Below are 12871 nucleotides of genomic sequence, written 5' to 3' on the forward strand. Positions count from 1 at the left end.
AACAAAACGTCAACCCGTTTTGCTTAACGCGTCGCTAAGCAAAACAGGCGGAAAACAGCATTCCCATACGGGAATGCTGTTGTGCGCATTAGTGGTGTTTGTAAATGATAGACAGCGTATAGCCCTGAACGCCGTCGCCGTTTGCCGGGATTGCAAGACCGGTCTTACCATTACGGTCACTACCGTTAAGGCTGGCTCTTGCTTGTTCGTTAGTTTGCGGAATAACAATGTCATTGTTATCGAAGCTGGCGTTGGCAATACCGCCCACCGCAGCAAGTTGTTTACTGTTACCGTTAAAGACCCATGCAAAGTCATAGTTAGCGGTAACGTCCACATCCGTACCCGCGTCGTATTTACCGTTCTGGTTTTCATCCGAGTACAGTTTGGCCACATACGTTTTGTTAAGCGCAATGGCTGTATTACCACCGATAAGGTTGGTACTGGTGTCTTTCTCGAAGATGGCAACTTTCAGGTTCTGGTTTACAACTGGACCAGGATCGACATTATCCGTATCGCTGCCGCCACCGCTGGCCGTTGAAATATCCAGCAGAGTCAGCGACGTTCCCTGGAAGGGATTACCGGTCTGAGTGATAGGCTGGATTTCAACACCGATATAGCGCCCACGTTCGTTATCAGTGAGTTTATAACTCGTCTTACCCGCCGCTGCGGTCAGCTCCGTTTTACCGCCACCCGCATTATCGCTGTAACTGTACCATTTGATAGTGGCTGTCGTTTTCGCATCAATACCGTCTGGACCATCGTCGATATCCCCTTCGGTATCGCCGATATCCCACCCCAACGTGATGGTATCTCCTGAGTAAAGGCGTTTATCCGTCTCGCTACCTGAAGGACGAGTACCTTTACCATCAGACGTTACTTTGATGTGATCCGCATCATCCGAGTTAATCGTGGCATTCCCACCCTCGCGATAAAGCCAGGGTATGGTCCCTTCGAATTCAGCGGTCGTCCCACTGGCTACCCAGGCGGCATCTTCCGCCATAGCGGCTGGCACGGCACAGTATCCAGCCAGCATCAGTGCCAGCGCGACTCTTGTCAGGCCACGTTTCATATGAGGTTTCATAAACACTCTCCTTGGTTAACATTCAGCGGTGGCCCGATCAGCCATGGCGCTGATCCTATTTCTTGCTGTAATTGACCTGCAAACCGTATCCCTGCACGCCATCGGTTACCTGGGCACTAAACTTCGTTGCCGCGTCCTTGTTCGTTGCCGGGATCTCTATATCGGCGTTAGTGGTATTGGCTTGCGCACCGGTATTGCCATTCACGCTATGTCCCGTGAATTCCCACTGATAGTCATACTGTTTCATCTCCTCTTCAGTGAGTTTCTCTGATAGCTGGAACACGCCGTCTTTGTTAGCGTCACGCCACAACACAAAGCGATAGCTGCTATTGAGAGGCAACGGCTCTTTATTGCCGATAAGATTCACGGGCTTAGCCGCACCAACACGATAGATAAAGGCATTCAGCCCGCCGATGTCAGAACCCAGGAACGTTACGTCAACATAGTTACTGTCATCATAGGGAGCGGCTTTCGCCTTCCAACGGAAGGTGCCAGGCAATGTACTGGAGAGCGTAACGGTCCCCTTTTCTTTATCTTGTTTGGCGATAAAGACACAGGGAGTCTCGGTAGTGCAGGGTTTATTCGTCAGCGTCACTTTTTTATCGTTGGCGTCAAACAACTGCGGGTTGAGATTATCCTGCGGCAAGACATTACCGTTGCGGTCAGTGTTGTCGCCAAAGCTATCAGTAATATCGAGATCCATCACCACACCATCTACACCATCGGCCTGTGCGCTGGCTTCATGACTGTGATTGTTCTCATCTGGTACATCGGCGATGTTGTTAACGATGAGCTCAATTTTGCGATCCTGCTGAACGGTGATTTCCACCACGCCGGAATTCTGTCGATTACCTTTTTCATCTTCCAGCGCCAGACGAACCCGCCAGGTATTGAGTTTTTCTTGTTCGGCTTTATCAGAACTGTACTGCCAGGCAGGCAGCACCAGATTCCAGTGGTTGTTGTTACCTTCGGTAAGCGTGTTTTCTTTGATAACCGGCATCACCAGCGTACGTGCAGCATTGTTTTTCGCCTGCCAGGAGGCAGCGACGATTTTGTAGTGATGGTTAATGAGCGCGTTAATGGTCCATTTACATTTTTCCAGCCCGATAGCTTCTTCAGGCGTATCTTTAATCACGCACTCGGGATGTTCATTCGTGGCGTCGGCTTTCAGCCACAAAGTGACGTCGAGGGGATCTTTTTCTTTGTATTCCAGAACAATAAAGTTGTTACGTTCAACAAAGTCATGACGGCTGCCCATAAGCGAGTGAGCCGCGCTCACTTTGTCAGGATCAAGCTGGTCTTTGAGCGGGACGCCAAACTGATAATTAAGCGTTGCGTTAACAGAAAGATCGGTATTATCGCCAGTGCCAGCTTTGAAATCTGTACCGACAGCAATGAGCGGAACGGGCTGGTATTTCACACCCAGCGTGACAGCGAAGGGATCTTTCTCCAGATTATCAGTGCCAAAAAGCGCGACTTCATTACCGTAATACTGTTCGAAAACAATTTTACCACCAAGCTGCGGATAAGCGGGAAGCCAGGCTTCGGCGCGAATATCCCAGCCGCGCGCAGGACGCTCCTCATAAAAATCGAAATCTTCGGAGTCTTTCCAGTCAGAAAGCGGGTGATAATAGTTGCCAGAGAATTTTAAATAATCAGTCCACACTTCGGCACCTAAACCTAAACGGCGATGCCCACGGGTAAAATCATAATCATAAAATATATTTCCACCCAACAACCATTTATCAAAATTATGTCTTACACCAAGCCCAATATTCCCGATCGTACGATCTTCTTTTCGTTGTGCAGAAAATTGGCTGAAATAAACAGTAGTTTGATTATCATACCAGGGAACAAAATAGTCGATGGAACTGCCATCCAGATCGCCGCCCTGGCCAAGAGAAAGATTCGTTCGAACCTTACCGTAGGGGGAGAGTGTATCCTCAATATAAGATTGTGTCGTAGAGGTAATTTGACTTTGCAGATAGCTTCTGGCCTGGGACTCCAGCGCCTCGGGTGTCAGGTTTTCAAACCCTTGCGTAGCGGAGTTAATGACGTAATCGGCACCACGCTCTTTTAGCGATTTCCCCTTGTTGGTTTGTTCTTCTTGTTGTGCGGCCTGACTACCTAAATCAGGTAATGATTCTTTATGCTCAACATTTATCTCTGGAGCCGCAAAAGCAGCCCCAGAGATAAATGTTAGCATAATACAGCGTGTCCATCGCAGCATGCACTTTTCCTGTGACAATGATAAAGTCAAAAATAAGCTTTAATATTGTATCCCTGATTATTCAGAAAGGCATGCCATAAAGAATAAATATATTCTTAATTATTTAAATTAGTGATCTCACTCAATTGCATTAGTTATTCCACTAATAACAAATTGTTTTACCATTCATGCATTAAATATAAATGATAAAACAATACATTCACATGATATTAAGCAATAATAAATTCAACGCGTTTTTTAGATATTAAACCGTGCCCATGTTGGCAGAAATAATCCACAGCACCACAAGCTTTTAACACTTGTAACGCCTGATGACACTCAGGGCAAAGTGCCTGGACGGTAAAGTCTTTGTCGCAAGTTGCACAGTGAGCAGTCTCGCCATTGCGTTCGAGAGGGGTTTTGCAGGTTGGACAGTTGAGTGCCATAAATACTCCTCGCGTGTTATTCGGTTTCCCTCTCCGTGTGGAAAGGGAAACCAGATAAGTGATTACTTACTTTTCTTGATGTGCTTCATCAGACGCTTACGCTTGCGCATCTGAGTCGGCGTCAGGGTATTACGCTTGTTCGCATACGGGTTTTCCCCTTCTTTGAACTGAATACGAATCGGCGATCCCATTACGTCCAGCGATTTGCGGAAGTAGTTCATCAGGTAACGCTTGTAGGAATCAGGCAGGTCTTTCACCTGATTACCGTGAATCACCACAATCGGCGGGTTATAACCCCCGGCGTGGGCATATTTCAGCTTCACTCGACGACCGCGTACCAGCGGCGGTTGGTGATCTTCAACCGCCATCGTCATGATGCGCGTCAGCATAGAGGTCCCCACACGACGGGTGGAGCTGTCATACGCTTCACGTACTGATTCAAACAAGTTACCAACACCACTGCCGTGCAAGGCAGAGATAAAGTGCACACGAGCAAAATCGATAAAGCCCAGACGGAAGTCCAGCGTCTCTTTCACCTGCTCTTTCACTTCCTGGCTCAGGCCGTCCCACTTGTTCACTACAATCACAAGTGAGCGCCCACTATTGAGAATAAAGCCCAGCAAGGAGAGATCCTGATCGGAAATACCTTCACGCGCATCAATCACCAACATCACCACGTTGGCATCTTCAATGGCCTGCAACGTTTTGATTACCGAGAACTTCTCTACCGCATCGGTGATTTTGCCGCGTTTACGTACGCCAGCGGTGTCAATGAGCACATACTCACGTCCGTCGCGTTCCATTGGAATGTAGATACTGTCACGCGTCGTGCCAGGCATGTCGTAAACAACAACGCGTTCTTCACCGAGAATACGGTTAGTGAGCGTAGACTTACCGACGTTCGGACGACCCACAATCGCCAGTTTGATCGGCAGACTTTGCGGGTCGAAGTCGTCTTCCTCTTCTTCTTCGCCGTTCTCTTCCGCTTCAAATTGCGCCCAGTATTCGGCGTCTTCGTCGACTTCTTCTTGCGGTGCGAGATCTTCCATCCACGGCAGCAGCACGTGCTCCAGCAGACTTAATACGCCACGACCGTGAGACGCGGCGATCGGGTAGATTTCACCTAAACCAAGCGAGTAGAAATCAACCACTGCCTGATCGGGATCCAGACCGTCAGTTTTGTTTGCCACCAGGAAGGTCGGTTTTTCACGGGAGCGCAGATGTTTAGCAATCGCTTCATCCGCCGGCATCAGGCCCGCGCGCGCATCCACCATAAACAGTACGACGTCCGCTTCTTCAATCGCCAGCAGCGACTGTTCCGCCATGCGGGTTTCTACACCGTCTTCTGTGCCATCAATCCCGCCGGTATCAATGCAGATAAACTCACGGCCTTCAATTTCCGCACGACCGTACTTACGGTCACGAGTCAGACCCGGGAAATCCGCAACCAGCGCATCTCGGGTGCGAGTTAGACGGTTAAATAACGTGGATTTTCCTACGTTAGGGCGCCCGACAAGCGCGACCACAGGTACCATGTTTAAAGCCTCATTTTTATAAATCATCAGACAACGCACGCTATATTCGTGTCGTTGTTAAAAACAGGAAAACGGCCCCTGTCCAGGAGCCGTTTTCAAAGTGAACGACAGAGACGATTAACGTGTAATAGAGTACACGGTTCCGTCTTTTGCCTGGATCAGCAGTTTGCCGTCAGCGGCAACCGGTTCAGTCTGGAAACCGGAACTATCAACTTTTTGCTGGGCAACGAAACGACCATCTTCGACGTTAATCCAGTGCAGATAACCTTCACTGTCACCTACCACCAGGTTGCCATTATACAGCACCGGAGAAGTCAGCAGGCGATGCAGCAGATCGCTTTGTGTCCACAGCGTAACGCCGCCATCAATGGTCAACGCCATCACCCGGTCATTTTGATCGACCAGATAGATGCGATTGCCGTCGACGATGAAATCATTCACCGAACCCAGTTCGCGTTTCCACATAATCTGACCACTGCGCAGATCAAGCGCCGTCAGGTTACCATTATAGGCCAGCGCGAAAACAACGCCGTTAACAACGACGGGTGTCGTGTCAACATCGCTCAGACGGTCAATTTCGGTAGAACCGGTCGCCTGGGAAATACGCTGCTGCCAAATCATCTGGCCCTGTTCCATCAGCACTGCGCTGACGCGACCATTATCGCCACCCACGACGGCCGCACCAAAAGCCGTTGCCGGCGCAGACTCGCCACGCAAAGAGAGCGAAGGCATATCGAGGTTAACTGTCCATTTGACAGCGCCGTCAGCTTCGTTCAGCGCTTGTAACTGACCGTTACTGGTGTGGATTAACACCAGACCGTCGCTGACCACCGGACGCGAAAGTGCTTCACCCGCGACTTTAGTTTGCCATGCCACAGTACCATCGCTGGTATTCAGCGCGTAAACCTGCGCCTTTTCGCTGCCAATGTAGACATGCCCACCAGACACGGTCACACCGCCAGAAAGTAATGCAGGCTCTTTAGAGAACCAGCCATCTTTCTCGGCCAGGCTGACAGACCAGATTTCTTTGCCATCATCCGCATTCAGCGCTTTTACTAAACCAGCGCGGTCCGCTGCATAGACAACGTTGTCCGTCAGTGCCGGATGAAGATTGGAATAGAAGTTGCCAATGCCGCTACCAACGGAAGTGCTCCACGCAGTAGTCGGCGTAAACTGGTTTTCAACGGTTGGCAATGGGGACATCTTTACCACATCTTCTTCGCTGTTAAACAGCGAACAGCCGCTTAAAAGGGTAACGGAAAGCAGTCCTGGCAGCAGTAATTTACGCAATTGCATCGGGTCCCTCTCAGATGGACAAATTATTAATTTTCATCTGCATCATTTCGCTCAGTGCCGGGGTAACATCGCTTTTCACGCCTGCTTCCCATGCACTACGCGCACCTTGCTTATCACCTTTGCTCAGCAATGCTTCACCACGCAGGTCGGCAACAATGGCAGCCCACCCTTCACCTTTGATGGTATCAAGGGTTTTCAGCGCGGCATCAGCCTGCTTGAGCTGAACCTGAACGCGGGCAAGACGCAGATTTATCACGGCTTTGAGATTTTCATCGCTCGTGTCCGCCAATCCCTGTTGTAACTGGGTGGCAGCTTTCTCTAGTTCATTTTTGTCAACAAATTGCTGCGCAAGTTCCAAAGAAGCCAGCGCACCATAGGTATTTTTATTTTCAGCAGCAAATTTTTCCGCCGCCGGGATGCTATCCGGTTTGCCTTCGCTCACTGCGGTAACCGCATTTTGATAGGCAAGAGAAGCGGAGCGTGCAGAATCAACCTGATGGCTATTCCAGTAGCGCCAGCCAATCAGTGCGCCAACGCCCAAAATCACCCCAACAGCCAGTGCTTTGCCATTTTCAGCAAAAAAGCGTTTAACCGCTTCAACCTGGTCGTTTTCGTTCTCGTAAATTTCCACGCTGTCCTTCTCCTTCCTTAACCCAGTAACGTGCGCAAATGCGCGGCTACGCTATCCTGCGCAACTGCAGTTTGCTCACCAGAGCGCAAATCCTTCACTACTGCTGTGCCGTTAGCCACTTCAGACTCACCCAGCACCACAGCAACGCGGGCACCCCATTTATCAGCACGGGCAAACTGTTTCTTAAAGTTGCCGCCGCCGTGGTTGGTCATCAGTTTCACGCCCGGTAATTCATCACGCAGACGCTCTGCTAATGCCATAGCCGCAGATTGTGTGTCAGCACCTGAAGCCACCAGGTATATATCGACAACAGGATCGGCTTTAAATTCCGGATTAACGGCCTGAACTAACAATACAAGACGTTCGAGGCCCATCGCAAAACCGACAGCCGGTGTTGCACGACCGCCCAGTTGTTCCACCAGACCGTCATAACGACCGCCTGCACACACGGTGCCCTGTGAGCCGAGGCTGTTAGTCACCCACTCGAAAACGGTACGGTTATAGTAATCCAGACCACGCACCAGACGCTGGTTTACGGTGTAAGCGATCCCCGCGCTCTCAAGCAGTTTGCACAGACCGGCAAAATGCTCACGAGATTCCTCGTCCAGATAATCGCCTAATGCCGGAGCGTCGTTGAGAAGCGCCTGCACTTCCGGATTTTTTGAATCCAGCACGCGCAGCGGGTTAGTGTACATGCGGCGTTTGCAGTCTTCGTCCAGCTTTTCTTTATGCTGCTCAAGGAATGCCACCAGCGCATCGCGGTAATTGGCGCGTGCTTCCAGCGAACCGATAGAGTTCAGCTCAAGAGTTACGTGCTCGGAGATACCCAGCGCGCGCCACCAGCGGGCGGTGAGCATAATCAATTCAGCGTCGATATCCGGACCTTGCAGACCGAAAACTTCGCAGCCCAACTGATGGAACTGACGATAACGTCCTTTCTGCGGACGCTCGTGACGGAACATCGGCCCGATATACCACAGACGCTGTTCCTGATTGTACAGAAGACCATGCTCGATGCCGGCGCGTACACAGCCCGCCGTCCCTTCAGGGCGCAGAGTCAGGCTGTCGCCATTGCGATCCTCAAAGGTGTACATCTCTTTTTCAACCACGTCGGTGACTTCACCAATCGCACGTTTGAATAGCGGGGTCTGCTCTACAATCGGCAAGCGGATTTCACTGTAACCGTAGCTGCCGAGCACGTTTTTCAGTGTGCCTTCAATGCGCTGCCAGATGGCCGTTTCGCCAGGCAGGTAATCGTTCATGCCGCGAATGGCTTGAATGTTTTTTGCCACGTTTATTCTCTTTCTGAATATAAAAATGAACCCTCAACGCTTCCCTCAATGTTTCGGGAGCCATGCGGGTTCAATCATACACGGGAAGCGAGGCGCTTCCCATCACGTTATTATTTTTCAACCTGCTGAACGTCAATTCGACGCGCTTCGTCCAGCTGACTGGCTTTCGCACGAATGCGCGCTTCCAGCTGATCGATCATATCGTTGTTGTCCAGACGGTCTTTGCGCACGCCATCTTCATAGAGGCCGCTTTTCTTGTTGCCGCCGGTGACGCCGAGTGTAGAAACCAGCGCCTCACCTGGGCCATTCACCACGCAGCCGATAATCGAAACGTCCATCGGAGTGATGATATCTTCCAGGCGTTGCTCCAGCGCGTTAACCGTACCGATAACATCAAATTCCTGACGCGAACAGGTCGGGCAGGCGATGAAGTTGATCCCGCGCGAACGGATGCGCAGCGATTTCAAAATATCGAAACCGACTTTGATCTCTTCGACCGGATCGGCCGCCAGCGATACGCGCAGCGTGTCGCCGATGCCTTCAGACAGCAGCAGACCTAAACCAATAGCGGATTTTACTGCCCCGCTACGCGCACCACCGGCTTCGGTGATCCCCAGATGCAGCGGCTGATCGATTTGTTTTGCCAGCAAACGATAAGACTCAACAGCGAGGAAGACGTCTGACGCTTTCACGCTGACTTTGAACTGATCGAAGTTCAGGCGATCGAGATGATCAACATGACGCATGGCGGATTCCAGCAACGCCTGCGGCGTCGGTTCGCCATACTTTTCTTGCAGATCTTTTTCCAGCGATCCGGCGTTAACGCCAATACGGATCGGAATGTTTTTATCGCGCGCACAGTCAACCACCATGCGAATACGCTCTTCATTACCGATATTGCCAGGGTTAATACGCAGACAATCGACGCCGTATTCCGCTACTTTCAGCGCAATGCGATAGTCGAAGTGGATGTCAGCCACCAGCGGCACGTTAACCTGCTGTTTGATGAGTTTGAACGCTTCTGCCGCGTCCATCGTCGGTACGGAGACACGGACGATATCAGCGCCAACACGTTCCAGCGCCTTGATTTGATTGACCGTTGCTTCGACGTCTGTCGTACGCGTATTGGTCATGGACTGTACGGCGATGGGAGCACCATCGCCAATCGGCACATTCCCAACGTAAATACGTGTTGATTTTCTACGTTGAATTGGAGCCTGGTTATGCATGAAAAATCTCCCGCGTTACCCGTCTGTTACTGCGCCGGTGATTGTTCGGCATTGAGGGTCAGACGCGCAACCTGGTTAGTTCTGATAAAACGACTCAGATCGACAGGTTTCCCTTGATACTGGATCTGTACTGCGGCTGGCGCACCAATTTTCAGTTTGTACGGTGCCTGGCCGGTTAAGTTCAAATTACCGTCTTTACGCTGCATACCGCTAAACAGTTTTTTACCGGTAGCATCGGTGACTTCCAGCCAGCAATCGGCAGTAAAGTTCATCACCAGCGCATTCGGGTCAACCGCCGGCGTGGTCACGCCAGCCTGATCGGTTGGCAACGGCGCAGCGCCATCTGGTGTTGTTGTTGCCGCTGGTGCCGGAGTCGCAGCGGTATCAACATTTGCCTGCGAAGGTGGAACAACCGCATTCTGTTGTGAATCGACGGTTGGCGATGGAGCCGTCGTCGCGGCAGGTGTTTGCGTGTTAGTTGCGGTGGTATCCACAGGTGATGTCGGCGTGGTCGCCATAGCCTGATCTGTGGTTGTCGACGTATCTAACGGAACACTCTGCCCCTGCTCGCTATTACTGCTCAGTTCTGCTGAAGATTGATCGGCCATCGTGGTGATCTCTTCCTGCTGAGCTTTGTGGTCTTGCCACCACCAGGCACCGCTCAGGCCGATAACCACAAACAACACCAGCCAGGTGAAGGTCATCAGCCAGCCGTCGCGTTTTTTGCGGCGTTTACCGAGGGAAAAACTCTGCATCGGCGCAACTTTTGCAGCTCGTAGTGGAGCCTGTTTTTCCAGCCCTGGCAGCAGTTCTTCTTCTGGAATATGTACCAGACGCGCATAAGAGCGGATATATCCGCGCAGGAATGTTGAAGCAAGATCGGCAGGTGCCTTATCTTCTTCAATGTCGCGTACCGTGGAAACCTTCAGGCAAAGTCGCTCAGCAACGGCCTGCTGACTAAGTCCTAGTTGTTCGCGAGCATTACGCAGGCGAGCGCCGGTAGTAAGTGCTTCATTTTGGTCGTGCGTGGCTTCAGTATTCATTCGCTGCAGGTACGTTTAAATGAGAATTGAGATGCCGGTGAACCATCATGCTCACCCACACCGCGAAACATCCGTTAAGTTAACCGTTATCATACAGTATAAGACCGTCTGTGTGCTCGTGACAAAGCCCACATTCACTAAGGCTAACTTACTGTTGCATCGTTACATACTGCCTTAAAGTCAGCAAAAACGCACCGTTAATATTGACCAGACAATTGCAACTTAATACTTCATTCATAAAAGATTACGCCACGGTACATAAAGTAACCGTGGCGTAATGGCTATCAGACCGCTTTAATATCGATGGCTTCACCCTGCATCCGTTTACGCAGGGTACGTTTCGTACGGTCGATAACATCGCCCGCCAACTGACCACAGGCAGCATCGATATCATCACCACGAGTTTTACGCACAATAGTGGTGAAACCGTAGCTCATCAGCACTTTTGAGAAACGGTCGATACGGCTGTTCGAACTGCGTCCATACGGCGCGCCAGGGAACGGGTTCCACGGGATCAGGTTGATCTTACACGGCGTATCTTTCAGTAGCTCCGCCAGTTGGTGCGCGTGTTCAGTGCCGTCGTTAACGTGGTCAAGCATCACGTATTCAATAGTGACTCGGCCCTGATTGGCGTTGGATTTCTCCAGATAACGGCGCACCGCAGCAAGGAACGTTTCGATATTGTACTTTTTGTTGATCGGCACAATTTCGTCACGAATTTCGTCGTTCGGCGCGTGCAGGGAAATTGCCAGTGCAACGTCGATCATATCGCCCAGTTTATCCAGCGCCGGAACTACACCGGAAGTGGAAAGCGTCACGCGACGTTTAGACAGGCCAAAACCGAAATCATCAAGCATGATTTCCATCGCCGGAACGACGTTGTTCAGGTTGAGCAGCGGCTCGCCCATACCCATCATCACGACGTTAGTGATTGGGCGCTGACCGGTGACTTTTGCTGCGCCGACAATTTTCGCCGCACGCCACACCTGGCCGATAATTTCCGATACCCGCAGGTTGCGGTTAAAGCCCTGCTGGGCGGTGGAACAGAATTTACACTCCAGCGCACACCCCACCTGCGAAGAGACGCAGAGCGTGGCACGGTCGTCTTCCGGGATATACACCGTTTCAACGCGCTGATCGCCAACGGCAATTGCCCATTTAATGGTGCCGTCAGATGAACGCTGTTCTTCAACCACTTCCGGTGCACGGATTTCCGCCACCTCTTTCAGTTTGCCGCGCAACACTTTATTGATGTCGGTCATCTCATCAAAGTTGTCGCAGCAATAGTGATACATCCACTTCATCACCTGATCGGCGCGGAAGGGTTTTTCACCTAAATCTTTAAAAAACTCCCGCATCTGCTGACGGTTGAGATCCAGCAGGTTGATTTTTCCATCTTTAGTGGTGACGTTTTCAGGTGTGACTAATTGTTCAGACATATGCTATTCCGGCCTCGTTATTACACGTTATGGCCCCTGGAGGGTTGAAAAAAGAAACGCCCCGGTGAGCGGCTGCTCGTCCGGGGGCGCTGCATTGTACAAATTCTGGCGCACGGATGCCACGTTTGCACGTAGCATTTACGAAATTATTAACGGGTGCGCGGGCACACTTCGCCTTCGCCGAAGAAATAAGCGATTTCGCGAGCGGCAGATTCGACGGAATCAGAACCGTGGGTACCATTTTCGGTCAGGCTGTCAGCGTAATCAGCACGCAGAGTACCGGCCAGTGCGTTTGCCGGATTGGTCGCGCCCAGCAGATCGCGGTGACGCTGAACAGCATTTTCACCTTCCAGCACGGAAACAACGATCGGGCCAGAAGTCATGAATTCAACCAGACCATCAAAGAACGGTTTTCCATCGTGTTCAGCATAAAAGCCACGAGCCTGTTCAACGGTCAGGTGCAGCATTTTGGTGCCGACAATTTTGAACCCTGCAGCTTCAAAGCGCGCAAAGATACTACCAATCACGTTTTTTGCTACCGCGTTCGGTTTGATGATGGAAAAAGTACGTTCAATAGCCATTTTTACCTCTGTAAATTGTTCTGTTGTTGTCTGTACCAGCGTACGAGATGGCGCGGATTATAATGAGCAACAGAGCCGTTGACTATTGA

Annotated in this window: 11 protein-coding genes; all 11 read right to left on the reverse strand. The window is 50.9% G+C overall.

The genetic code is table 11. The features are described from left to right. Positions 1–88: 88 nt before the first annotated feature. The gene (locus tag ACJHX7_RS12615; protein ID WP_094029968.1) at positions 89–1081 is read right to left on the reverse strand and encodes a SinI family autotransporter-associated protein; all 993 of its coding nucleotides are present in this window, start codon (positions 1079–1081) and stop codon (positions 89–91) included. Positions 1082–1136: 55 nt separating this feature from the next. Beyond that, on the reverse strand, positions 1137–3311 hold the full coding sequence (sinH, locus tag ACJHX7_RS12620; protein ID WP_097465918.1) for an intimin-like inverse autotransporter SinH: 2175 nt from the start codon (positions 3309–3311) through the stop codon (positions 1137–1139). A 209-nt stretch (positions 3312–3520) separates the two neighbouring features. Next, positions 3521–3736: a zinc ribbon domain-containing protein gene (locus ACJHX7_RS12625; protein WP_001196894.1), complete on the reverse strand. Its 216-nt coding sequence runs from the start codon at positions 3734–3736 to the stop codon at positions 3521–3523. A 62-nt stretch (positions 3737–3798) separates the two neighbouring features. Continuing rightward, positions 3799–5271 carry a ribosome biogenesis GTPase Der gene (der, locus tag ACJHX7_RS12630; protein WP_001309661.1) on the reverse strand — a complete coding sequence of 491 codons (1473 nt, stop codon included), beginning with the start codon at positions 5269–5271 and terminating at the stop codon, positions 3799–3801. 117 nt (positions 5272–5388) lie between these two features. Beyond that, the gene (gene bamB, locus ACJHX7_RS12635; RefSeq protein ID WP_094029966.1) at positions 5389–6567 is read right to left on the reverse strand and encodes an outer membrane protein assembly factor BamB; all 1179 of its coding nucleotides are present in this window, start codon (positions 6565–6567) and stop codon (positions 5389–5391) included. A 10-nt stretch (positions 6568–6577) separates the two neighbouring features. Then, the gene (gene yfgM, locus ACJHX7_RS12640; RefSeq protein ID WP_000409208.1) at positions 6578–7198 is read right to left on the reverse strand and encodes an ancillary SecYEG translocon subunit YfgM; all 621 of its coding nucleotides are present in this window, start codon (positions 7196–7198) and stop codon (positions 6578–6580) included. 17 nt (positions 7199–7215) lie between these two features. Continuing rightward, a complete protein-coding gene (hisS, locus tag ACJHX7_RS12645; protein ID WP_001107167.1) occupies positions 7216–8490 on the reverse strand; it encodes a histidine--tRNA ligase in 1275 nt (424 codons plus the stop codon). Positions 8491–8600: 110 nt separating this feature from the next. Continuing rightward, positions 8601–9719: a flavodoxin-dependent (E)-4-hydroxy-3-methylbut-2-enyl-diphosphate synthase gene (ispG, locus tag ACJHX7_RS12650; protein WP_000551807.1), complete on the reverse strand. Its 1119-nt coding sequence runs from the start codon at positions 9717–9719 to the stop codon at positions 8601–8603. Positions 9720–9745: 26 nt separating this feature from the next. Further along, a complete protein-coding gene (rodZ, locus tag ACJHX7_RS12655) occupies positions 9746–10762 on the reverse strand; it encodes a cytoskeleton protein RodZ (RefSeq protein ID WP_094029965.1) in 1017 nt (338 codons plus the stop codon). 284 nt (positions 10763–11046) lie between these two features. After that, positions 11047–12201 carry a bifunctional tRNA (adenosine(37)-C2)-methyltransferase TrmG/ribosomal RNA large subunit methyltransferase RlmN gene (locus ACJHX7_RS12660; protein WP_000003317.1) on the reverse strand — a complete coding sequence of 385 codons (1155 nt, stop codon included), beginning with the start codon at positions 12199–12201 and terminating at the stop codon, positions 11047–11049. A 149-nt stretch (positions 12202–12350) separates the two neighbouring features. After that, a complete protein-coding gene (gene ndk / locus ACJHX7_RS12665; RefSeq protein WP_000963841.1) occupies positions 12351–12782 on the reverse strand; it encodes a nucleoside-diphosphate kinase in 432 nt (143 codons plus the stop codon). Between the last annotated feature and the right edge of the window lie 89 nt (positions 12783–12871).

Source organism: Escherichia sp. WS1451 (assembly GCF_046487365.1).
Taxonomy (GTDB): Bacteria; Pseudomonadota; Gammaproteobacteria; order Enterobacterales; family Enterobacteriaceae; genus Escherichia; species Escherichia coli.

Bases quoted from the DNA above. Each gene is read 5' to 3' on its own strand.
- ACJHX7_RS12615 (WP_094029968.1), bottom strand. From the start codon at position 1,081: ATGAAACCTCATATGAAACGTGGCCTGACAAGAGTCGCGCTGGCACTG.
- sinH (WP_097465918.1), bottom strand. From the start codon at position 3,311: ATGCTGCGATGGACACGCTGTATTATGCTAACATTTATCTCTGGGGCT.
- ACJHX7_RS12625 (WP_001196894.1), bottom strand. From the start codon at position 3,736: ATGGCACTCAACTGTCCAACCTGCAAAACCCCTCTCGAACGCAATGGC.
- der (WP_001309661.1), bottom strand. From the start codon at position 5,271: ATGGTACCTGTGGTCGCGCTTGTCGGGCGCCCTAACGTAGGAAAATCC.
- bamB (WP_094029966.1), bottom strand. From the start codon at position 6,567: ATGCAATTGCGTAAATTACTGCTGCCAGGACTGCTTTCCGTTACCCTT.
- ispG (WP_000551807.1), bottom strand. From the start codon at position 9,719: ATGCATAACCAGGCTCCAATTCAACGTAGAAAATCAACACGTATTTAC.
- rodZ (WP_094029965.1), bottom strand. From the start codon at position 10,762: ATGAATACTGAAGCCACGCACGACCAAAATGAAGCACTTACTACCGGC.
- ACJHX7_RS12660 (WP_000003317.1), bottom strand. From the start codon at position 12,201: ATGTCTGAACAATTAGTCACACCTGAAAACGTCACCACTAAAGATGGA.
- ndk (WP_000963841.1), bottom strand. From the start codon at position 12,782: ATGGCTATTGAACGTACTTTTTCCATCATCAAACCGAACGCGGTAGCA.